Source organism: Actibacterium pelagium (assembly GCF_002285415.1).
In the GTDB taxonomy this organism is placed as follows: domain Bacteria; phylum Pseudomonadota; class Alphaproteobacteria; order Rhodobacterales; family Rhodobacteraceae; genus Actibacterium_B; species Actibacterium_B pelagium.
Genome location: NZ_NSBU01000004.1, coordinates 908,264 through 929,912 on the forward strand (window position 1 = coordinate 908,264; position 21,649 = coordinate 929,912).

Consider the following 21,649-nt stretch of genomic DNA (forward strand, 5'->3'; position numbering starts at 1 on the left):
CATTTACTTAACCAGCTCGCGGGCGAGTCGGTGAACTTCGGGGCTTCCGTTTAATAGGGTGTCTAGAAAAACCTCGACATCCTCTCCGGGCGTAAAGACAATTGGCTGGCCTCGTTTGGCTACGTCCGCCAAGAACGCGTCATCGGTGGACATTTTCTTGAGGGCATCACGCAGTACTTTTATGGTCGGTTCCGGAGTGTCTGGGTGCGCAATCAAAGGGTAGTGTACAAAGTTGGACGAGAACACGAGCACGAGCGCCTCACGTTTAGATGGCTCTTCAATATAGTCCAGAATGTAGTCGGTTCCTTCGATTAGGTTCTGCCGCTCTGCGCCCAGCTCCACCAGTATGTTGAAACGTTCTTGACCTCCTGCACGCATCAACGAAGCAAAGCTATAGCCGCAACGAACGTCGATTTCACCGCGCTCCATTGCCAAGTTAATTTCTGATCCACCTTCGAAGCCCGTAATGATTTTAATGGAGCTTCCCGTCGCTGCCTTGATCGCGGCGCCGTAGGTATAGGTGGTCGACTTCTTACCAGTAGCTCCCAGTTTGGCTGAACTGCTTAGCAATTGCTCGAATGAGGTAATGCCGCTTTCCTTACTGGTCACGCAGAAGGCGGACTGGTTGGACAGGCTTGCAAGGTAATGCACGGCTTGAGGGTCGAAACTCTTTTCGTCCGGTGAAAATACTGGCGTTAATCCCAAAGCTGACCCGATCATTGCCAGTTCGGACCCGTCGTTCTGGCCTGTCGCTATGAACAATCGCGCGAGTTTCAGGCTGCCTGCTCCCGGTACGTTTTGCACTACTACGTCTGGAGAGCCGGGCAGAAACCGCCCCAAGTGATCGGCGACTAATCGTGCGGACTGATCGTAGCCGCCACCGGCCGAGTAACCGACTTTCAGGATCAACTGGTCAGCTTCAAAGGCCATCGCCGGAACGCCGAATGCCAACGCCGCAAGAGTTCGAAGAATTGTTTTCACTTTGAAGTGCCCTTCTTGTGGTCAGTCGTTTGTCCCGGAATAGGTTTGTGAAAGGTGCTGACGGTCCACTTTTCCTGTTTCGGTCATAGGAATATTGTCGATCAGAATAACTTGGGTTTTGTACTTCTGGCCAAATCGTTCATCGAGAAACTTTTGGAAGTTACCAAGGTCGAACCCGTCTTCGGGCACAATGGCGATGCCAATTTCGTCAATTCCAGTGTCGGTGCAGACTGCAAAGGCGACAACGTCTCGGATACCATCAAATACTCGAACGACGTTCTCAATCCTAGAAGGCGCACGCTTGTCGCCCCCAAGATTCAAAAACTCACTTTGACGTCCGCTCAAAATTAGGAGGTCATCTTCGATATATCCGATGTCGCCAGTATCGAGCCAACCGTCATCGTCACAAATAGGTTGCCCTGTGTCGAAGTCCGAAACTTGAAACCCCTCTGGGACGGTCACCCAAAGGTGCCCACCTTCGCTTGACGAGACAATTTCTCCTTCGCCATTTCGAAAACAGATGGATCTATCTTCGTACACATGCCCAACGCACCCGGGCAAATCTATGTGCTGGGAAGGTCGAGCATGGGCCATCGAGCCGGTTTCAGTGCTTCCGTAGGTGTTCCAGACTTCGCATCCCAAAAAGGTCTCTGCTTCGGTGGCTAGCGAAGGTTCCACGCGACCACCACCAACGAATACTTTTTTCAGGTTACGAGGGTAAATTCCGGTTTCCTTTGCGGTGTTAAGCAGGTTCAGGAAATGTAGCGGCGGGATGTAGGCGTAATTTACGTCAATCTGTTCCATAGCTGAAAGCGTGTGCTTCAACTCGGCCAATTGGTGAACTTGTTTTTGGCCAGAATTGTAGACGCGCATCACGTTGGAAAACCCTGTCGCTGAACGGGTATTTACCCCCACATAGCAAGGACCGTCGGGAGAGCCGCGTTTTGACCGTGAATAATCGTCGCGCAGTAATAGTGACGCCTCGTCTGTCAAACGCAGTTTTGGGATGCCCGTCGTTCCAGATGTCGCTCGGATCATCTTCGCGTTGCCAACGTTTTCGATCATACGAGTGGGGGGGCGGATCCAGCTTTGGTCCATCAAGATTTCACGTGGGTCACCCGTCGCGACTTGACGGATGATGACCATTTTTTCAGCCAGATCGGGCCGTGCTCTTACAAGGTTCAGCGGTCCAATTACCAGCGTGGCTCCCAGGCGAAGTACAGCTAAGTTCAGGGCTGTTGTCGCTATGTGATCAGGTACATGGATGCTGACCCGCATTTCGGGCCGAACGCCAAGGCCTATAAGAGTTTCCGCGAATGAGATGACCGTGAAAAAGAAGTTTTCGTAACGGACAGGTGTGCCGCTAAGTTCAAACATCGCGATCTGGCTGGAAAATGCTTGGCTGGTAGTTTCAAACCGTGTTGAAAGCGTCTCCATCCCGAACCTCACACTGCTTTTTCTGGATCGCTGAGACAGCTCTCGTTGTATCCCCGATCGTCTTTTTCTGCTGGTTCCAATAGTTATTTGCAACTATTAAACCTAATAAAACCAGAAATTCGGGCGAACAGGGCAGGTAGGGTGCGACTATACGAACTTTTTTACAAGTCGGCGGAAAAGCGACCTGAAAAGACAGCGTTGTTCACTGAAAATAGTCAGCTGAGCTACCGGGACCTCTTGCAGTTGGTTGTCGCAATTGATCGGGCGCTTAAAGATCGTGGCGTGAAGTCCGGTCAAACCCTGCTGATCGATACAGACCGAGGGGATTTGTGTATCGCTTTTGCCTTGCTGCTCAGCCTCCGAGGCTATGGCGTTATCTACGCAGGCGAAGGCGCTTCCTATATCGATGATACACTGTATGACCACTGGGTTTCGGTAAGGCCGACAGCCCCAAAAACAAGCAAGCTAATTCTCGTAGAGGGCGATTGGTTTAAAGACCTTCACCAGTTGACCCCGATCACTCCGGCAGAGATCAGTCCTGAACCCGGGACGTTCATCGGCACAACGTCCGGGTCCACTGGGCAGTCGAAGCTTGTCGCTTCCCCAGAGGAGGAACGGATCAGTCAAGTAATGCGTTTTCGTGGAGTGCAAGCGGCTGACGCTCATAAGCAGCGTTGGGCGTCTCGAATGAAGCCCGACAATGGCTGGGCAATGAACAGCTATCTCGGCATTCTCTGCGCTGGTGGCAGTGTCGTCGCCTTGGGGGCAGAGCAAGATCGTTTATTGCCTTTCATTGATCACTATGCGGTTAGCTATCTGGTCGCCTCTCCTTTGTTGATCCAGCAGATGCTGAACGTAGAGAACCCCGGTCAGTACTTAAGCTCGCTGAGAAACGTGGTTCTCGGCGGAGCTTACACTTCGAACCAGATGCTGACGGAGCTTCGTAAACATACCGATGCAACGATCGAAATCGGTTTCGGTGCGGCAGAGATTGGGGGCATTGCTGTCGCTCGATATGATCTGGATACCCCGTTCGAAGAAGGGTTTGTGGGAGAAGTCTACCGGGACGATATCGAAGTTCGTTTCTTTGACGAAGACTTGAACCCTCTTCCAGAAGCTAATGAGGGCGTAGTCGGTTTCAGTCGCAAGTCGATGACCGGAGCCTACTCCTACTACGGCCAAGAACAATCAGACGGAAAAACGGGATTTCTGGACGGGGTATTCTTTTCGGGCGACATCATGCGTATGGAAGGAAAGAAACTGTACATCCTTGGACGTACCAAGAATGTGATCAACCTTGGTGGTAACAAGATATCTCTGGAAAGTGTTCAGCGGCGACTTGAGAGCTCTTTCCCTGGGGCAAATTTCGCCGCTATGGCGGTCTCTGCTGCCAATGAAATGGAAGAACTCGCGATCTGCTACGTCGCGAACAGCGAGATTTCAGTGGAGGCTATCAATCAAGTGACAGAGAGTCTCTTCACCAATCTCTCCACGACGAAAGTCCTTAGGTTGGCGGACTTTCCTCTGACAGAATCGGGAAAAGTCGATATTGAAACCCTAAAAGGCAGACCGGAATTGCAATAGTTCGAACAGGAGGGATCGATTTGTTTTCGTGTATCCAAATAGTGAAAAAGTTTGCTGCCGGCCTTGCGATTGCTTGTTTGCCATCATTTGCTTTGGCTAGTGATTGGCCGGTCAATTCCAGTCCTGAATTCGAGGCCCTCCTTGAGGCTGCAAAGGAAGAAGGCCGCGTCATCGTAATGGGCAACCCCAATCTTGGGGATGATATTGCTGCCGCCTTTGAAGAGGATACGGGGCTAAAGTTTCAATTAATCCCAGCCGGTCGTCGCGAAGGTCCGGCAAGGTTTCAACAAGAGACCGCGGCCGATAATGCAAGTTTTGACATTTATTTGCATGGTCCCGCCAATGCAGATTTGCGTGACGCCGGGAAATACCTGAGCCTAGGCGATCACCTATTCTTGCCTGAGGTCACCGAAGGTTCAAACTGGCGAGGCGGGGCGCTTGCCTATGTCGACAACACCCGCCTTTATAATCCGGTTCCCTCTCGCTATGTCGCGGGACGTATTCTTGTTGATAGCCGTCAGGTCGATCCTTCAAGTATTACAAATTGGACGGATCTTTTGCGCGACGACCTTAGGGGGAAGATCATTGCTCACGATCCGAACTTCCCCGGAGCCGGGCAAACACTTGCGACATTTCTGACTGCCAAACTGGGGGCCAAGTTCGTAAAAGATTTGTACGTTGGCCAAGACGTCGCTTTAACCGGCGACATGCGACAAACGACGGATACTATTGCACGCGGAGAGTATGCAGTCGCCCTAGCGCCAATCGCCCGACACATTGTGAAATACCAAGCGGAAGGCTTTGATTTCATCAAGGTCATTTCGCTTCAGGATCACCCTGGGTATTTGGTGGGTGGTGCTTCAGCCATGACTGCGCCCTCTAGTGCTCCGCATCCATATGCTGCACGCGTGTTCGCCAATTGGTTCCTAAGCCAAAGAGCGCAAACAATTTATTCTAACTTGATGAGTGTGCCGTCGGATCGCGTAGATGTCGTTGAAGGCGCGTGGCCAAAGTTCGTCGAGCCTGTCGAGGGCGAAGATTACTTGGATACCTATGCGCAGGACTGGTGGGAGAATGACCGTAAAGTCTTCGCTGCCGAATTGCGCAAAGCTCTGTCGGAGTAGGTCTTGCCAGAAACTTTCTCACGTAATCGCGCAGGATTTGGCTTCCTGCGCGATTGCTTTTTTCTGGCAGTGCTTCTGTTGTTGTCTGTCGGGCCAATAATTTCGATCCTTGCCCTAAGTTTTGATGTGTCAGCCCGAGGGGAGCCTTACCAGTTCGGTTTCGATGCCTGGGCCCGTTTGTTCGAGGATGCGAAAAGCCTGGACGCGGCATGGACCTCTTTGCTTCTGACAATACGGGTGCCTTTGGGATTGGCTATCGCACTCGTTATGGCGTGGCTATTGGTGCGTGTGCAGGTGCCTGGGGCAGCTCTTTTCGAGACGGTGTTCTGGTTCGCTTACTTTTTACCTCTGTTGCCGATGGTGACGAGCTGGAATTTGCTTCTGGACGGCCCCCAGGGAGTGCTCAATCAGGTGATACATGCTTTTGGTGGGCCAAGAGCGTTTTTCGATATGAACTCTTATGGCGGGATCATATGGGCGCATATGACGATCCAGACAGTTCCCATCCTTGTCATTCTGATCCTGCCAACGATGCGTTTGATCGACAGATCGTTCGAAGATGCAGCGAACTTGTCTGGTGCGCATCCATTGAAGACTTTGCGTCGTGTAATTTTGCCCTTAGCTTTGCCAGCTGCATTGGTTGGCGCTGTTGCCTCGTTTCTAAAGGCGCTGGAGTCATTTGAAGTCGAGCAGATCCTTGGTGTGCAGGCCCGAATTGATGTGTTCTCGACGCGCATCTACAGCTTCATCACAGAGCAGCCTCCGATGCTTAGTGAGGCCATGGCATTGAGCAGCCTATTTTTGATACTGCTAGTCGCCTTGGCATCGGTCGTTCATTTGGTGCAGCGAAGACTGGCGGTTCCAACCGGCGCTGAAAATGAAACTCACCGAACGGTCAGCAGCTATAGCGCTAGCAGTAAACGAATTGGTGCGTTCGTTGTCGGTGGGTACCTTTTCTTGACCGTCGGTTTGCCACTTATCATGCTGGCTATGGGCTCTTTCATGAAGCTTTTTGGTTTTTTCGACCTCAGTCAACCTTGGACTGTTCGGCATTGGGAGACGGTTCTTGGCAGCGGTGATGTCCAGAGATCAATGCTGTCTACCTTGGGGCTAGGCCTTTCAACTGCGTTTCTGGCAACGCTTTTGTTCGCCGCAATTGCTTGGACAATCATGCATTTGCCAGAGCGTATTCGCGGTGTCATGGCGGTTGCAACGTGGTTGCCTTGGGCCTTTCCCAGTGTTGTGTTGGGGGCGGGAATTCTTCAGCTCTCGTTAATGCCCGGTCTAAGTGTTATGCATGGTACAATTGTGCCGCTGATCCTTGCGATGATGATTAAGGAAATCCCAATCGGGGTTCACCTTTTAAATGTTTCTATGGGGCAAACACACCGCGAAACCCTTGAGGCTGCTCAGTTGACTAAGGCAAGCCCGGCCACGATCTTTCGTCGAATTGTTTTGCCATTGAACCTGCCTGCATTGATCCTGGTATTCATGCTGGTTTTCGCGGCAACAATCAGAGACGTAGGCACGCTAATCCTTATTGCGCCGCCTGATCTGCAGACCTTGTCGATACTGATCTTCAAATACGCCAGCCTTGGAGAGTTTGAAGCCGCCAGCGTACTGGGCACTCTTCTAGCAATCTTGTGCGTTCTGGTTTCACTTGTCACACACTACGTTGCCACAATGAACCGGAGGCTCAGGTGAGCGCAATTTTAAAAGTTTCGGATGTATGTAAGCGCTTTGCCGGCCAGCACAGCCAGCAGGCAGCCGTAGATAAAGCCTCGTTTGAGGTCTCCGAGGGAGAGTTCTTCGCGGTCCTTGGGCCCTCAGGTTGCGGCAAAACCACATTGCTAAGAATGATCTCTGGACTTGAACGCCCTACCTCTGGGCAAATCAAAATTTCTGGATCGCCGGTATACGATTCCGAAAGTGGGGTTGATCTTCCACCGAATGCTCGTGGGCTGGGAATGGTGTTTCAATCTTTTGCGGTCTGGCCTCATATGACCGTTGCTCAAAATATTCACTTTCCACTCGAAAGCTTGAAAGGCACTGAGAGCCTGTCTAAGCGCCAGAGGTCTGAAAGAGTTGGCGAGATGCTAACCCTTCTATCTTTGGAAGATTTAAGGGACCGACCTGCTGCATTATTATCAGGGGGGCAGAAGCAAAGACTAGCCCTGGCTCGAGCCTTGGTGACAAAGCCCAAACTGCTGCTTCTCGACGAACCTTTGTCCAATCTAGATGCCGAGTTGCGTATCCGACTACGGCGTGACTTGAAGCTCTTGCAAACGGAACTGAAGCTAACTTTCTTACTTGTGACGCATGATCAGGAAGAGGCGCTGTCGCTTTCGGATCGAATGATGGTCATGCGGGAGGGGCGGATTGAACAAATTGGAACCCCAGAAGAGTTGTATCATCAGCCCGCGTCGGAATTTGTTGCCAGTTTTCTTGGGCAAGGCAAAGTGTTTGACAACAAGACCTTCCTGAGCGCTGCCGGATACAAGGGGGCAGGTTCGTTTGACGCTTCGGGCTTTATGGTCCGACCGGAAAGCTGGGTGATCAGCGAAATGGCTCCGACGACGGATGGCTGGGTTAAAGCGGAAGTTTTGACGGTCGATTTTCTTGGGGGCTACTACCACGCCACTGTGCGCGCTGGTGGCGAGATATTTCAGGTGAAAGTCTCAAAGAATTTGAACTTAGCAGTCGGGAAATCCTACTGGCTGTCAGTCAGCTCGAACCAAGTGATTCCACTGGGTGAAACAAAAGAGGCTACCCAGTAGGACAGCCTCTTCAAAATTCAGAGTTGTGATCGTCAGAAGCGGAAGCCGACGCGCAGTGTCGCGGTATTCAGATCACGTGCTTCAAACTTGTCCTCAACCCATTCGCGATCCAGTTTTCGATGAGTATAGTCGAAACCAACGAACATATTATCGCTTAGCGAGGTTTCAAAGCCGAGGCCGAGGCTCAAGCCGCTGTCGGACCCCAAGTTGTAATCATCTTCGCTGGTGTCGGGGTTGCCTAAGTCAACAAAGCTATAACCGACTGACGCATAGACAAACGTATTTCCGAATACGGTACCAATACGTCCGCGTACGTCGGTCAGGCCTTTCAAGTTATCTGCATAACCGGTGTCTAAATCAATGCCGCTGTGGATCGCAACGTCGACGCCGTATACGAGGTTGCCACTGACAAAATTGTATCCCCCAAACAGACCAGCGACTCCGCTTTCATCTGTATAGGTCCCGCCATCGTATCCGTCATAGCTTCCGCCTTGGGGCATCGAGAGGCTGCCACCTATGTAGAAACCCTCAAGATTTTCCTGAGCACTTGCACCCGAAGATGCGCCCGCTACAGCTACGGCACTACCTGCAACAATCTTTGTAATTGCCGATTTGTTCATCTTACCGACCTTCAAAAAACACTCGCTTCGATAGACTATGGCACAGAGGGCCCAAAAAATGAAGCTAACAATTTAGAGTAGCACTTATTTTATAATGGGGTTCTTACGCCATGTATTACCAAGACTAGGTGATCTAATGCTGTTTTTTGTATTCAGGAGAGCTTTTCACCATCAACACGCACGCCCGCCTGTTCGGCTTGCCGCTTTCCGTACGGGGAATCGTTTTCGAAAACATCATGCGTTTTGGCATAGCTATATCGCCTGCCATTAAGGTGATTTGGATCTTGGCGTCCGAAATTACCTTAAGTGGGTCCGCTCCCGCCTTGGTTTTGATGAATGCGGCGAGGGTTTCGGACCCATCTGGATGCGGCATCATGAAACTGATCGCGTCTTCCACACCGTCCACGGAAAGCAAGGCCAGATCAATTGTTTGCCCGTTGATTTTCGTGCCTCCGATGTTGAACTGGTCGTTACTCCTGCCGACTAGAACGATCTCGTCTCTTAAACTTCGAACAGCGATATCGCCGGGGTAGAACCAGCCATCCCTAAAGGCTTTTCTAGCCGCGTCTGGATCGTTGACATAACCATGTACCATGTGAGGGGTTTTGATCCGCAGATGGCCTTCGTCTCCCCGCCCCAAACGTTTGCCGTTTTCATCGACAACTTCGATTTCAGCATCCAAAAACTTGAAGCTGGAAAGTACCTCTCCCGCATCGCCCAGCTTGAGAGTCTTGTAGATACTGCTGTTTGTTTCGGTTGAGCCATAAACGCTGACGACTTCAGTGAAATCCTGTAGCAGCGTTTTGATCAGTTTTTCGGATAGAGCGCCGCCCCCAACCAGTACTTTCCCCAATTTGCCGCGAGGCGCTTCATGCTCTAGCCGTCCTTGTAACTGGCCGGGTGACCCCACGACCAACGAAACATTGTGAGACAGCCAAAAGTTGGGAGACGTACTGTGGACTAAAGTGCCTCCTCCGGACAGCACACCCAGAGCTCGGCACAGAAAGGGCGGCGAGTGAGGTTTGAATAGCAACGAAACCCGTTGGCCGAGAAGATTTTCTTGCTGCCTAAATGCTTCGTTTCGCATCCAGAGATTTTTAGCACTTATCGACACGTATTTTGGCTTGCCAGTTGTGCCTGAAGTGGACACGAACAGGAATGTATCGTCTTCACGTTCAAAGCCTGGAAACTGCTCTTCGCTAAAAACCGATCCATCGGGTGTGGATGCCCAGGTTTCGTCGATAAATATCGCGTCGGGCCTAATAGCTGCGCCTTCTAGTTCCGTTTGAAACCAATGGGTCACCTTCAACTCTTCGATTTGGTCCAGGCCGTCCTTGGCGAAGACCCATCGCGCGCCTAGCAAAGCAGCGGCCAACAGTGTTGATAGGATGACTGTCGGGTCTGTGGCCCGGACCGCAATCAAACTGTCGCGGTTAACGCCCTTAACAGCCATATTTTGAGCAACTGAGATAACCAGAGCGCGAAAACTTTTACAGGAGATGGCAATTTCTTCATCCATGATCGCAATGCGCTCAGGGGTTTTTGCTGCAGCTTCAAGGAAGTGAAAGCCAATATTCATCGCTTTTTTTGTCATGAAACCGCCAATGTAATTTTCGTGTTTGGGCCCATCTAATTTGATCTGGTAAAATCATGCAAGCAAGGTGCTCGACCACTGGAGGGCGCCTGAAATGCTTAAATTCAATTCGCTGTAATTTGCGGGTGAAATTTTCAGTGATAAATGATCGTAAGTATCTGATAGTAAAAATTAATAGGTAAAGTGTGTGCCGTCTTGTCGCGCAATCTCGTTCTTGTAAGAGAGCGAAAGGAGGAAAATGGGATTAGGGAAGCCAGTCAAGGCTTCAAGAAGCCACAAGTTCGGGCGGTGGTGTTATTTCTTGAGGGGACCGGAATGCACCGCGCTATGTTGCGACCAATAGCCAAGGTTAAGGTAGGCCCGACTTTCGTTCAATTTAGCTCAACACGCATCGTCAATTCTAATAACGGTCGTTAAAGGCATAAAGACTCGCCGCTAAGGTGCTCCGCTAAGTTCGCAACTCATAGCAACCAATCAATACCCCAGATTGGACATTCAAGGCATCAATTGAGATTTTGAAGTATATGAAGAAAATGGAGGCGAGTACCGGAATCGAACCGGTGTACACGGATTTGCAATCCGCTGCGTCACCACTCCGCCAACTCGCCGAAGTGTGCGGCGGTCATAGCGCATGCCCAAAGGGGGCGCAAGCGCTTCTGTCGCGGCTTCGGGATATTGCCGCTGGCCGGGGAATGTGGCATGGGTAGCGGGATTCCGAACCGCTTGAGGGGCTTCATCACAATGACAGACTTCGCCACCCGCCGCCGCATGATGGTAGACACCCAGATCCGTCCGTCGGATGTGACTAAGTTTCCGATTATCGAAGCCATGCTGACTGTCCCGCGCGAACAATTCGTTCCCGACGAACAGCGCGAAGCGGCCTATGCGGGCGAGCACGTAGCACTTGATAACGGTCGTGTGGTTCTGGACCCGCGCGTTCTGGCCAAGATGCTGGACGCGCTGGATGTGCAGCCTGATGAAGTTGTCTTGGACCTTGGCTGCGGTCTTGGCTATTCTACAGCAGTTCTCGCACGTATGGCGGAAGCCGTTGTCGCTGTTGAAGAAGATGCGGATATGGCCGCGGATGCTCAGACCAACCTGTCCGAGCAGAACGCCGACAACGCTGCTGTGATCGAAGCGCCGCTTGCTGAAGGCGATGCAAAGCACGGTCCCTATGACGTGGTGATCCTGCAGGGCGCAGTCGAGCATATGCCTGACGCTCTGTTGCAACAGGTTAAAGAAGGTGGGCGTATTCTTGCGATTTTTCAGGAAGGTGCCCTTGGCGTTTGCCGCGTCGGCTATAAGATTGATGGAGAGGTCTCTTGGCGCTACGCGTTCAATGCAGGGGCTCCCGTCCTTCCGGGGTTTGAACGGCAGAACGCCTTCGTATTGTAAACCACCTCTGCTCCGCAGGGGATTTGGAGCATGTTAAAACATGAAAATCATTTTCCCTTCGATTGTACGGGCCGGACTGGCCGCTGTTATTGTTAGCGTTGGCGCAGGAGCGGCTTCGGCCGAAACGCTGACCGACGCCATGGTCGCGGCGTATAAGAACAGCAATCTTCTGGATCAGAACCGCGCCCTGCTGCGGGCTGCGGATGAGGATGTCGCAGGCGCCGTTGCGGCGCTGCGCCCCGTGATCAGCTTTGTCGCGAACGCGACCGATTCCCACTCCGATATTCAGGGCAACAGCCGGTCTGCCAGCGCAAGCATTTCAGCTGAGCTGGTATTGTACGATGGTGGCGCGAACCAACTGGGTGTGGACGTCGCAAAAGAGACGGTTCTGTCGACCCGCGCTGGTCTGGTCGGTGTTGAACAGCAGGTGCTGCTTGGGGCGGTACAGGCCTATATGGATGTGCGTAGCGCGGTTCAGAACGTCTTGCTTAGCGAAAGCAACGTTCGCCTGATCACGCAGGAACTGGAAGCGGCGCGTGATCGGTTCGAAGTGGGTGAAGTGACCCGCACCGATGTTTCAATCGCCGAGGCCGCTCTGGCAGCGGCGCGCAGCAACCGCGTGGCCAATCAGGGCCAACTGAATGTCGCGCGTGAAGCCTATCGTCAGGCCACGGGTAAGTACCCGGGTAATCTGGCTGCAAATGTACGCTTGCCGAAACTTCCCCGCTCGCAGTCCGAAGCCCGTGCTATCGCGCTGCGGACCCATCCGTCGATCATTGCATCTCAGCATGAAGTCAAAGTTGCCGAGCTGAACGTGCTTCGGACCCGTAAATCCAGGGGGCCGAACATCACCGCCGGGGCGTCCATCGGCAGGACCGATGGTGGCAATGACAACAGCAGTGTGTCCCTGACCCTGCGCCAGCCGATCTATCAGGGCGGTGCCCTTCGGGCGTTGGAGCGCCGTGCCATTCAGCAAAAAGAGGCCACTCGGGCCGGCCTGCTGAACACCACAAGCCTGATCGACCAATCCGTCGGAAACGCTTGGGCTAGCCTTGCTGTGTCCCGCGCGCAGATCACCGCAAGCGGTGAACAGATTCGCGCGGCTCAGCTTGCGTTTGAAGGAACGCAGGAAGAGGCCAAGCTTGGCGCGCGAACCACGTTGGACGTGCTGGATGCAGAGCAGAATTTGCTGGACGCCCGTGCCGCCCGCATCCGGGCCGAGGCAGACCAGTATGTCGCGATTTTCACGCTGATGGCCTCAATGGGGCTGCTGACCGCCGAGAACCTGAACCTTGGCATTCAGACCTATGATCCGACGGTCTATTACAACGCTGTCAAAGCTGCGCCGATCCGCAGTTTTCAGGGCGACCAGCTGGATGGCGTTCTGAAACGCCTTGGAAAAGAAGCAAATTAATCCGCTAGTTGTGTCATCGTATGCAAATCGCTACCGTTTGATTTGGGAAATTGGAGTTTGACCGCGACCATGACACAGTCAGGAGATCCTGCCGAAATCAATGAGGTGCTATCCTCGATCCGCCGCCTCGTAAGCGACGGTAGCGGGCAGGATGTCGCGAATCCCGAGGTAGAGGAGGGAAAGCTTGTACTGACCTCTGATCACCGGATTGTCGAACAAGTGGCAGAGCTGGTTTTGACCAACCCGGTTTTGGTGCCCAACCAGACCTGGGAAGAGACCTCGGTCGATGACCGGGTTTTGCGGTTGGAAAATGCCGTTGCTGTTGCTGCGCGCAACTGGCCTGCGGCATCTGAAGAGATCGCCGATCCGGTCGAGGAAGCTGATGTGGCGCCGCTGGAATTGTCCAGTCCGCTGGTACCCGTCGAAACCAAGCCCAGCCCTCTTCCTGCCGAACTGGTGGATACACCGGAGCTGCGCAACATGATTGCCGAGATTTTGCGCGAGGAACTAAAGGGCGAGGTTGGTGACAAACTGTCCCAAAGCCTTCGCAAAGTGGTCCGCCGTGAGATTGCCCGCGCCCTGACGGAACGTGATCTGTCCTAGGGTGTGAAGGCGGGCAATGTGAATGCCCCGGCACATCGTTCGCGCATGTCAGCAGCCTGATGGGGGCGTTGCTTTCCTGACAAAAAAACGCCCGAGGCAGACCCGGGCGTTTTTTCATACCGAATGTCGGCGAAGGTTTAGGCCGCTTCGGCCTGCTCCTGTGCCATGCGGCGTTCGCTTTCTTCGCGCGACAACGCGACAGAGGTGCGGACCCCTTTGGACACGAATTCCATCAGCCCCGAAACAACACGTTCGTTCGGGTCGATGCCAGCGCAGGACAAAACCTCACGCCCGTCACGCGAGCGTGCCCAACGGGCGATTTGTTCCGGCCCGTTGCCGTATTTTTTGTCGTCGGCAATCGCATCATCCAATGCGGCCAACACAACTGCGGCGAACAGTTTTCGAGCACGGTTACCCTGCTCGTGATTAAAAGCTGTGCCATCAACGAAATCTACCATCTCGTCGTCCTTTATTCTTGTTCTTGCATTTTTTGGCGTGAAGCCGTTTATGACGAATTTGACGCGATTCTGGTTCCCTTATTTGGAATACCTTCCATGCATATTTTGCATAGCTCGCTTCCTTCTATTCCTATCCGACAGTTTTCTTGCCAGCAGGTGCTGCTCTGGATATAGGTGCTGGAAACTCTCGATCAACCTTATAAACAAGGTCTCTTATGCCCAAGATCAACGGAAACGAAATTCGCCCCGGCAATGTTCTGGAACACAATGACGGTCTGTGGGCCGCTGTAAAGGTCGACCACGTGAAGCCCGGCAAAGGCGGCGCCTTTGCTCAGGTAGAGCTTCGCAACCTGCGAAATGGCTCGAAACTGAATGAACGTTTCCGGTCTGCCGACAAAGTAGAACGCGTGCGCCTAGAGCAAAAAGACCAGCAATTCTTGTACGAAAACGACGGCATGCTGGTGTTCATGGATAGCGAAACTTACGAGCAGATCGAACTGCCCGCGGAAATTCTCGGCGATCGTCGCCCCTTCCTGCAGGATGGGATGACCATCGTTGTCGAATTCTACGAAGCCGAGGCGCTGAACGCGACCTTGCCGCAGAAGGTGATTTGCAAAATCGCCGAGACAGAGCCGGTCGTCAAAGGTCAGACCGCTGCGAACTCTTTCAAGCCGGCTATTCTGGACAATGGCGTGAAGGTCATGGTGCCGCCGTTTGTTGGTCAGGACGAGGACATCGTCGTGAACACCGAGACCATGGAATACTCCGAACGCGCCTGATCAGGTACAAGAGCTACTGACAAAAGGCCGCGTTGAACTACGCGGCCTTTTTTGATGCTGGCCAAATGCCGTAGGTCTCCTGCATGTATTTGACGCAGGCCCTATTGGCGTCATGGCGGCCCGCGCCATCGAACGCTTCTTTCTCAAGCGCGTCCATCTCGTGGGCCGGAGTATAATCTGGCGTGCACGGGCCTGCCAGGGTCCAGATGCCGATGCCTTTGCGTTCAAGGCTGCCAGAAAGCCAAAAATCGTCGACAGACCAAAGCACTGGCGGAATGTCATAGACTTGGTCATCGAAATACTCGGGGCGAACTAGGGCACCATAGGTTCCGTAGAGCGTATCAACGTATCCCGGTTTCTTGTACCACGGCCGAAGAGGTTTGCCCCGGACAGAGCGCAGCTGCCGCGCTTTGATCTGTTGTTTTAGCCTAGCCCACCGGTAGGCAAAATCCTTACCCGCAGGCTTGGCACGAGGCATCCGGGAGGGCGCGACAGGCTCTCCCGTAATCGTCGAAAGATCTTCGCCAATAAAGGAAATCACATCGTTCGGGCGTTGTTGCTTGCCTTCGATCAGAGATTGAGCCCAATGAGGGGGCATGATCCGATCATCGTCGCAAAAGGCGATATTGCAGTCGACGCCTTTTAGATCGTTGGTGGCGGCCAGAACCTTTGTCGCGGGCCCCCAGTCCTCTTCCGGGCGCACGATGCGGACGCCTTTAGGCACCGCTGGCAGGCTGCCATCGTAATCGGGAAAACGGCGATAGGAATTGGGGATATTCAACCGGATCTCTTCGACATCAGTTGTCTGTTCTAGAAGCGAGTGCAGCGTTGCTTCCAAATGGTTGAAGCGAGGTGGAATTGTCGAAAGAGAGATGACAAGCATACCTATTATTGCGCCTCTGCAGGTTTCCAGATGCCATAGGTGTCTTGCATGTACCGGATGCACGCCAGATTGGCCTGTTTGCGGTTGGCCCCTTCTATTTCATCGAAGGCCAGACCGTCGTGATAATGTGCCGGGGATAGTGCCGGAATCTTCTCTCCGGCTACGGCCCAGATACCAATACCTTGGCGGGCCAGACAGCCTGATAGCCAGATGTCATCAACGGCCCAGACCACGGGCGGAATCTCGTAAGATCGGTTGTCAAAATAGTCGGGCTGAACCAATGCTCCGCCGAAGCCATACAAAGTATCTCGGTACCCCGCCTTCGACACATAGATCCGCGGAGGTTTTCCGCGGATGGCGCGCAGTTGCCTAGCTTTGATTTGTTGCTTCAGCCGTTCCCAACGGTAGGTCAAATCCTTCCTGGCTGTAACCGCGCGGGGAAAATGGGTTGGCACAACGGGCTCTTTAGTCAAAACCGCAATGTCTTCCGCGATAAATCCGATAGCGTCGTCGGGTCGTTCTGCCTTGGCATCAAGCATCTTTTGCGCCCAATGGCTTGGGTACAGGTTGTCGTCGTCGCAAAAGGCAATCTGGCAGTCTTCGCCTCTTAAATCAAAGGCGGTCGCCAAGACTTTGGTCGCTGGCCCCCAATCTTCTTCCGGGCGAACGATGCGAATACCTTTGGGGACGTCTGGCAGGCTTCCGTCATAGTCCGGAAAACGGCGATAGGATTTAGGGATATTCAGCCGAATTTCCTCTACCTTCGCGCTTTGCGCGACAAGTGTCTCCAATGTTGGTTCTAATAGCCTGAACCGTGAGGGTATTGTGGAAAGTGAAATGACTAGCATCGAAATTCGACCGCACGCCCCGACTAATATTGTTGGGTTAGGGTTTGGATGAGGTCGGAACCGGTGTCAATGCGCTCGCTTCGGTCGGCTGTGACGCGTAAATGAAAAACCCCGCACCAAAAGGCGCGGGGTTGCGAGTTGAGCGGCGCTTACTGCGACCTTAGCCGGCAATCAGCCCCATTTGCTCCAGCTTCAGGATGACCTGATGCGCGCAGTTGTCCACGTCGACGCCTTCGGTGTCTACGACCAGTTCCGCGTTGGTAGGCGCTTCATATGGGTCAGAGATGCCAGTGAACTCTTTGATCTTACCTTCACGCGCCAGCTTATAGAGGCCCTTGCGGTCGCGGCGTTCGCACTCCTCAAGAGACGTCGCAACGTGCACCTCGGTGAATGCGCCGTAGGCTTCAATCATCTCACGCACGGCACGGCGTGTGGCTGTGTAGGGCGCGATCGGAGCACAAATGGCGATGCCGCCATTTTTCGTGATCTCGGACGCGACATAGCCGATCCGCTTGATGTTGATGTCACGGTGCTCTTTTGAGAAGCCCAGTTCGGATGACAGGTGCTTCCGCACAACGTCGCCGTCCAGAAGGGTCACGGGGCGGCCGCCCATCTCCATCAGCTTGACCATCAGCGCATTGGCGATAGTCGACTTGCCCGAACCCGACAGACCGGTGAAGAAGACGGTGAAGCCTTGTTTCGCGCGGGCAGGGCGGGTGCGGCGCAGTTCATTCACGACCTCGGGGAACGAGAACCATTCAGGGATCTCAAGACCTTCGGCCAAACGACGGCGCAGTTCGGTGCCCGAGATGTTCAGGACAGTGACGCCGTCTTCAATCTCGTCCGCCGGTTCGTATTGGGCGCGCTCCTGCACGTAGACCATGTGTTTGAAGTCGACCATTTCGATGCCGATTTCATCTTGGTGGGCGCGGAACAGTTCTTGCGCGTCATAGGGGCCGTAGAAGTCTTCACCAGCAGAGTTCTTGCCGGGGCCCGCATGGTCGCGGCCAACGATGAAGTGGGTACAGCCGTGGTTTTTGCGGATTAGGCCGTGCCAGACAGCCTCTCGCGGGCCAGCCATACGCATCGCCAGGTTCAGCAGGCTCATAGAGGTGGTCGCTGCCGGGTACTTGTCCAGAACCGCCTCATAGCAGCGGACGCGGGTGAAGTGGTCGACGTCACCGGGTTTGGTCATGCCGACAACGGGGTGGATCAACAGGTTGGCCTGTGCCTCTTTCGCGGCGCGGAAGGTTAGTTCCTGATGCGCGCGGTGCAGCGGGTTGCGGGTTTGGAACGCAACCACGCGGCGCCAACCCAGCTTGCGGAACAGGGCGCGCAGCTCGTTCGGTGTGTCGCGGCGACCGCGGAAGTCATAGTGGACAGGTTGCTGAATACCGGTGACCGGACCACCCAGATAGACCTTGCCCGCCACATTGTGCAGATAGTTGACGGCAGGGTGGGCCAGATCGTCGGCACCAAAAACCTTCTCGGCTTCGCGTGCTTTGTTCGGGGTCCAGCGGTCGGTGACCGTCATGGTGCCAAGGATCACGCCTTCCTGATCGCGCAGGGCAATGTCCTGACCCAGTTCAATGCTTTCGGCAAAGTCTTCTGAGACGTCCAGGGTGATGGGCATCGGCCAAAGGGAGCCGTCCGCAAGGCGCATGTTCTCGACCACGCTGTCATAGTCTTCTTCAGTTAGAAAACCCTTCAGCGGATTGAAGCCGCCGTTCATCAGAAGTTCCAGGTCGCAGATCTGGCGTGGGGTCAGGTCGTGGCTGACCAGGTCGGCGGCCTCGACTTTTAGCTTTTGGGCGCTGTCATAAGAGACAAACAGCTCCGGGATCGGAGACAGGTTCGATTCCATCGGGGAAGTCCTTTTTTGGAGGGCGAGCAATCCGCTCGTAGTGCCGGTCAATTCGGCATGAAGGGCGTCATATTCGGCCAGCTTGCTGGCCAGAAACTTGTCAGTCAGGCGCAGCTTTTCGGCGGCGCCCTTGGTGGTCAGCGCATAGGCAAAGCGCTGGCGGCGATCGGGACCGTCACGGTCAGAGACCGCGATCAGGCCCGCCTCGGTCGCCGCGCGTAGCTGCGCGTTGAGCCGCCCCAAAGACACGCCAAGCGCCTGCGCGATGACCCGCTGAGAGGCCTCTGGCGTCAGGTCAAGCCGATGCAGCAGGCGAAACAGGTCGTCGCCTTGGGGCATCGTTTGCTTTTGCGTGGTCGTGGTCATCTGCTTGACTCAAAGTGTGTTCACGAATGAACAGATCGCACAGAATGCTGCAAAAGCAAACAAATTTCCGCCCTGCTCGACGTTTCGAAGCAACATTTAGGAAAAGATTTTAAACAATTTGTAAATGTTGGACGGCTGTTGTTAACGGCTCTGCTGGCGTGGTCCAAAATAAAGCGGTGGCAAATTCACATTTGCCACCGCTTTGAACGTCTTTTGTGAATTTGTCGTTTGGACGACTAGATCACTCTTGTTCAGCCAAGAACCGCTCTGCATCAAGCGCAGCCATGCAACCCATGCCTGCCGAGGTTACAGCCTGACGATATTTGTGGTCTGTAAGGTCACCTGCTGCAAATACGCCAGGGACAGATGTCTCTGTGCTGCCGGGGTTCACTTTCACATAGCCGCCGTTGTGCAATTCCAGAACGTCCTTAACCAATTCATTGGCGGGGGCGTGGCCGATGGCGACGAAGACGCCTTTACAGTCGATCTCGGTGATCTCGCCAGTTTCGACATGCTTCACCCGCACACCGGTGACGCCCATAGGAGAGTCCTCGCCCACAACTTCCTCCAAAGTGTGGAACCACAGTGGTTCGATCTTTTCGTTCTTCATCAGGCGGTCTTGCAGAATCTTTTCTGCGCGCAGTTCGTCGCGGCGGTGGATCAGCGTGACCTTGGAGGCAAAATTGGTCAGGAACAGGGCCTCTTCAACGGCAGTGTTACCACCACCAATCACGACAATTTCCTGTCCGCGATAGAAGAACCCGTCACAAGTCGCACAGGCCGAGACGCCGAAGCCTTTGTATTTCTCTTCCGAAGGCAGGCCCAGCCATTTTGCGCGCGCGCCGGTGGCAAGGATCACGGCGTCAGCGGTGTATACTGTTCCGCTGTCCCCTTTGGCGGTGTAGGGGCGTTTGGACAGGTCCAGATCAACGATGATGTCGCCGATAATTTCGCAGCCCATCGCCTTAGCGTGAGCCTCCATGCGGACCATAAGGTCAGGGCCCTGAACCTCTGTGTCGCCGGGCCAGTTTTCGACCTCGGTCGTGGTGGTCAGCTGTCCGCCCGGTTCGATCCCTTGAACAAGGATCGGGTTCAGCATCGCGCGGCTGGCATAGACGCCGGCGGTGTAGCCAGCCGGGCCGGAGCCGATGATCAGAACTTTGGTATGGCGCGTATCAGTCATGTGCCTCTGGTCCCTTTGGTGAAAGCGCATAATACTTATGCGGCGCCCCGCGGGGGTGCAACCACCGATGCCGCACAAAGGGTCTGCAAGCTGTTTCGGCGCTGTGTGCGTGGCATGGATGCGTCATCCTGCCGGTCTACGTTGAAAAAATTGTTGCGTGATATTGAAATAATATTGCGCAGCGAGGGCTTAGAACATAAGTTGCGCTAAAACGAACAGGATTCCTTACAAATGGCCAGTACCAAGCTTGACCCGATTGATCGCAAGATTCTTGCGGAGCTTCAGGCGGACGGACGTATGACGAACGTCGAGCTTGCCAAGCGTGTCGGAATCTCGGCGCCCCCGTGTTTGCGGCGTGTGCGCACCCTAGAAGAGCAGGGGTACATACGCGGGTATCATGCCGATGTCGATAGCCGCGCCTTGGGATTCGAGGTGCAGGTTTTCGCGATGGTCGGCCTGATGAGCCAGGCCGAGATCGACCTGTCGGCATTTGAAGAGCGTTGCCGGGACTGGCCGCTTGTCCGCGAATGCCACATGTTGAATGGTGAGGTGGATTTCGTGCTGAAATGCGCCGCGCCCGATCTGTCGACTTTCCAGACCTTCCTGACCGAAGAACTTACCGCTGCGGACAACGTCGCGAGCGTTAAGACCTCGCTGGTCATTCGCTGCGCGAAGGACCTGCCCGGTGTGCCGTTTGAAGTTCTCGAAGAACGTTTGGAACGCGACGCTTAAGCCTTAGCTTAAGCGCAGGTTTTCCACTTCGAACCGTGTCAGTCGGGGTTCCGGCTGTGGCCCGAAGTCTTCCATTGACCGGATATGCGGGAACAGGCTTAGGAAGCGCGCCTTGGTTTCGGTGTTCATCAGCATCTCGGCTTGCTGTCCGGGGTGGTAGCTTTCGACCTCCAGCCCATTGGCGCGCAGGATCTGCTGTCCATAGAAGCCAAGATGGAACAGGCGAACAGATGACGCCGGGCGGACGGACAACATGGATTCGTCATCAATAAAGGCGCGAGCCGGGGCAAATCCGGCATCGGTGCCCAGCAATTCCTGACAACCAGCGTGACGGTACAGAAGGCGTGCGCCGCTGCCCAGAAGCAAGTCTTGGCTGGGGCGATCAAACCCCCAACTGCCTGCGGTGATCCGCATCAGTTTGCAGGGGTCCTTGGGTCCGTCCTCGGACCAAGGCAGAACCGACATAGAGCCGACCCACAGAACGGTTTGCAGCCCGGCTTCGGTTTCGACCTTCAGTCCGGGGTAGATGTCTTCGATCGCCAGCATGCCGCGATCGGTCTGAAACAGGGTGCCATGGGCAAATGCGCTGAAGGCCTCTTCGAACTGAGGCGTAGCAGGTGCCACGCGGGACACATCTGCGGCATAGCCTTCCTCTGTCAGATAGGAAATCTCGTACCGGCGAGAAATAGCGCGCGGGCGGTCGGCGCGTTGTAGGGGCAGAACCTGACCTTCGGACCTGTGTCGAAGTTGGGTTTGGTCCGCATCAATTGCGGGCGCGTTCTGCTGGTTCATCTGACCGCCTTTCTTTTACTTGTACCATCACATCGGGCACGCCCGACGACACATTTACTCGGCAGGAATCCCGCCTGACTTATTACTTTGCCCGGATCAGGTTTTGCCTTGTCGCGCTTTTGCCCAGGGCATGACCGGTGCCTCGGTGCGGGTGAGCTTGAGAAGGGACTGCAGCCAACGTCGTTGTGTCATGCGTTTCCTCTATCGCAATGTTC

Annotated in this window: 19 protein-coding genes and 1 tRNA gene; 9 read left to right on the plus strand and 11 right to left on the minus strand. The window is 54.2% G+C overall.

The window, feature by feature from the left end; translation table 11 throughout:
• Positions 1-3 precede the first annotated feature (3 nt).
• Entirely contained in the window at positions 4-981 is a 978-nt protein-coding gene (locus CLM58_RS04660; protein ID WP_143226521.1) for a Bug family tripartite tricarboxylate transporter substrate binding protein, read from the minus strand.
• 21 nt (positions 982-1,002) lie between these two features.
• Positions 1,003-2,418 carry a class I adenylate-forming enzyme family protein gene (locus tag CLM58_RS04665; RefSeq protein WP_095594708.1) on the minus strand — a complete coding sequence of 472 codons (1,416 nt, stop codon included), beginning with the start codon at positions 2,416-2,418 and terminating at the stop codon, positions 1,003-1,005.
• 141 nt (positions 2,419-2,559) lie between these two features.
• Here CLM58_RS04665 and CLM58_RS04670 point away from each other — a divergent pair, with 141 nt between their 5' ends.
• Genes CLM58_RS04670 through CLM58_RS04685 form a run of 4 tightly spaced genes read left to right on the plus strand, consistent with a single transcriptional unit; the run spans position 2,560 to position 7,903 of the window.
• Positions 2,560-4,002, plus strand: coding sequence for an AMP-binding protein (locus CLM58_RS04670; RefSeq protein ID WP_158221853.1), 1,443 nt, complete (start codon positions 2,560-2,562; stop codon positions 4,000-4,002).
• 20 nt (positions 4,003-4,022) lie between these two features.
• A complete protein-coding gene (locus tag CLM58_RS04675; protein ID WP_143226522.1) occupies positions 4,023-5,126 on the plus strand; it encodes an ABC transporter substrate-binding protein in 1,104 nt (367 codons plus the stop codon).
• 3 nt (positions 5,127-5,129) lie between these two features.
• Positions 5,130-6,830, plus strand: a complete 1,701-nt coding sequence (locus CLM58_RS04680; protein ID WP_143226523.1) for an ABC transporter permease — start codon at positions 5,130-5,132, stop codon at positions 6,828-6,830.
• A complete protein-coding gene (locus CLM58_RS04685) occupies positions 6,827-7,903 on the plus strand; it encodes an ABC transporter ATP-binding protein (protein WP_158221854.1) in 1,077 nt (358 codons plus the stop codon). The genes CLM58_RS04680 and CLM58_RS04685 overlap by 4 nt, the downstream gene beginning before the upstream one ends.
• A gap of 32 nt (positions 7,904-7,935) precedes the next feature.
• Here CLM58_RS04685 and CLM58_RS04690 read toward each other — a convergent pair whose 3' ends face one another.
• The 3 genes from CLM58_RS04690 to CLM58_RS04700 form a co-directional block, all read right to left on the minus strand.
• Positions 7,936-8,523 (minus strand): outer membrane protein, encoded by a 588-nt coding sequence (locus tag CLM58_RS04690; protein WP_095594713.1) that lies wholly within the window; start codon positions 8,521-8,523, stop codon positions 7,936-7,938.
• A 133-nt stretch (positions 8,524-8,656) separates the two neighbouring features.
• Entirely contained in the window at positions 8,657-10,117 is a 1,461-nt protein-coding gene (locus CLM58_RS04695) for a class I adenylate-forming enzyme family protein (RefSeq protein WP_095594714.1), read from the minus strand.
• A gap of 534 nt (positions 10,118-10,651) precedes the next feature.
• A tRNA-Cys gene (locus CLM58_RS04700) sits at positions 10,652-10,725 on the minus strand.
• Between the two features lie 133 nt (positions 10,726-10,858).
• Between CLM58_RS04700 and CLM58_RS04705 the strand changes: the two genes are divergently transcribed.
• The 3 genes from CLM58_RS04705 to CLM58_RS04715 all read left to right on the plus strand — a co-directional run bounded on the left by CLM58_RS04705 (position 10,859) and on the right by CLM58_RS04715 (position 13,529).
• A complete protein-coding gene (locus tag CLM58_RS04705) occupies positions 10,859-11,512 on the plus strand; it encodes a protein-L-isoaspartate O-methyltransferase family protein (protein WP_095594841.1) in 654 nt (217 codons plus the stop codon).
• Positions 11,513-11,552: 40 nt separating this feature from the next.
• Positions 11,553-12,926 (plus strand): TolC family outer membrane protein, encoded by a 1,374-nt coding sequence (locus tag CLM58_RS04710; RefSeq protein ID WP_095594715.1) that lies wholly within the window; start codon positions 11,553-11,555, stop codon positions 12,924-12,926.
• Positions 12,927-12,995: 69 nt separating this feature from the next.
• Entirely contained in the window at positions 12,996-13,529 is a 534-nt protein-coding gene (locus tag CLM58_RS04715; RefSeq protein ID WP_095594716.1) for a hypothetical protein, read from the plus strand.
• Positions 13,530-13,666: 137 nt separating this feature from the next.
• On the opposite strand, the gene CLM58_RS04720 is transcribed toward CLM58_RS04715, so the two are convergent.
• Positions 13,667-13,987: a DUF6280 family protein gene (locus CLM58_RS04720; RefSeq protein ID WP_095594717.1), complete on the minus strand. Its 321-nt coding sequence runs from the start codon at positions 13,985-13,987 to the stop codon at positions 13,667-13,669.
• A 215-nt stretch (positions 13,988-14,202) separates the two neighbouring features.
• Here CLM58_RS04720 and efp point away from each other — a divergent pair, with 215 nt between their 5' ends.
• On the plus strand, positions 14,203-14,766 hold the full coding sequence (gene efp / locus CLM58_RS04725) for an elongation factor P (protein ID WP_095594718.1): 564 nt from the start codon (positions 14,203-14,205) through the stop codon (positions 14,764-14,766).
• 37 nt (positions 14,767-14,803) lie between these two features.
• On the opposite strand, the gene CLM58_RS04730 is transcribed toward efp, so the two are convergent.
• The 4 genes from CLM58_RS04730 to trxB form a co-directional block, all read right to left on the minus strand.
• Positions 14,804-15,649, minus strand: coding sequence for a glycosyltransferase (locus tag CLM58_RS04730; protein ID WP_095594719.1), 846 nt, complete (start codon positions 15,647-15,649; stop codon positions 14,804-14,806).
• A gap of 5 nt (positions 15,650-15,654) precedes the next feature.
• The gene (locus tag CLM58_RS04735) at positions 15,655-16,440 is read right to left on the minus strand and encodes a hypothetical protein (protein WP_198950951.1); all 786 of its coding nucleotides are present in this window, start codon (positions 16,438-16,440) and stop codon (positions 15,655-15,657) included.
• A gap of 217 nt (positions 16,441-16,657) precedes the next feature.
• A complete protein-coding gene (locus tag CLM58_RS04740; protein WP_095594721.1) occupies positions 16,658-18,727 on the minus strand; it encodes a bifunctional sulfate adenylyltransferase/adenylylsulfate kinase in 2,070 nt (689 codons plus the stop codon).
• Positions 18,728-18,968: 241 nt separating this feature from the next.
• Positions 18,969-19,910 carry a thioredoxin-disulfide reductase gene (trxB, locus tag CLM58_RS04745; protein ID WP_095594722.1) on the minus strand — a complete coding sequence of 314 codons (942 nt, stop codon included), beginning with the start codon at positions 19,908-19,910 and terminating at the stop codon, positions 18,969-18,971.
• 231 nt (positions 19,911-20,141) lie between these two features.
• On the opposite strand from trxB, the gene CLM58_RS04750 reads away from it, so the two are divergent.
• The gene (locus tag CLM58_RS04750) at positions 20,142-20,642 is read left to right on the plus strand and encodes an Lrp/AsnC family transcriptional regulator (protein ID WP_095594723.1); all 501 of its coding nucleotides are present in this window, start codon (positions 20,142-20,144) and stop codon (positions 20,640-20,642) included.
• Positions 20,643-20,645: 3 nt separating this feature from the next.
• On the opposite strand, the gene CLM58_RS04755 is transcribed toward CLM58_RS04750, so the two are convergent.
• The gene (locus CLM58_RS04755) at positions 20,646-21,434 is read right to left on the minus strand and encodes a Hint domain-containing protein (protein WP_095594724.1); all 789 of its coding nucleotides are present in this window, start codon (positions 21,432-21,434) and stop codon (positions 20,646-20,648) included.
• Positions 21,435-21,649 lie beyond the last annotated feature (215 nt).

What these genes read in the sequence shown, in the direction of transcription:
- CLM58_RS04715 (WP_095594716.1), top strand. Translation starts at nt 12,996, where the DNA reads ATGACACAGTCAGGAGATCCTGCCGAAATCAATGAGGTGCTATCCTCG.
- CLM58_RS04730 (WP_095594719.1), bottom strand. Translation starts at nt 15,649, where the DNA reads ATGCTTGTCATCTCTCTTTCGACAATTCCACCTCGCTTCAACCATTTG.
- trxB (WP_095594722.1), bottom strand. Translation starts at nt 19,910, where the DNA reads ATGACTGATACGCGCCATACCAAAGTTCTGATCATCGGCTCCGGCCCG.
- CLM58_RS04750 (WP_095594723.1), top strand. Translation starts at nt 20,142, where the DNA reads ATGGCCAGTACCAAGCTTGACCCGATTGATCGCAAGATTCTTGCGGAG.
- CLM58_RS04720 (WP_095594717.1), bottom strand. Translation starts at nt 13,987, where the DNA reads ATGGTAGATTTCGTTGATGGCACAGCTTTTAATCACGAGCAGGGTAAC.
- CLM58_RS04690 (WP_095594713.1), bottom strand. Translation starts at nt 8,523, where the DNA reads ATGAACAAATCGGCAATTACAAAGATTGTTGCAGGTAGTGCCGTAGCT.
- CLM58_RS04695 (WP_095594714.1), bottom strand. Translation starts at nt 10,117, where the DNA reads ATGACAAAAAAAGCGATGAATATTGGCTTTCACTTCCTTGAAGCTGCA.
- CLM58_RS04705 (WP_095594841.1), top strand. Translation starts at nt 10,859, where the DNA reads ATGACAGACTTCGCCACCCGCCGCCGCATGATGGTAGACACCCAGATC.
- CLM58_RS04740 (WP_095594721.1), bottom strand. Translation starts at nt 18,727, where the DNA reads ATGACCACGACCACGCAAAAGCAAACGATGCCCCAAGGCGACGACCTG.
- CLM58_RS04665 (WP_095594708.1), bottom strand. Translation starts at nt 2,418, where the DNA reads ATGGAGACGCTTTCAACACGGTTTGAAACTACCAGCCAAGCATTTTCC.
- efp (WP_095594718.1), top strand. Translation starts at nt 14,203, where the DNA reads ATGCCCAAGATCAACGGAAACGAAATTCGCCCCGGCAATGTTCTGGAA.
- CLM58_RS04710 (WP_095594715.1), top strand. Translation starts at nt 11,553, where the DNA reads ATGAAAATCATTTTCCCTTCGATTGTACGGGCCGGACTGGCCGCTGTT.
- CLM58_RS04755 (WP_095594724.1), bottom strand. Translation starts at nt 21,434, where the DNA reads ATGAACCAGCAGAACGCGCCCGCAATTGATGCGGACCAAACCCAACTT.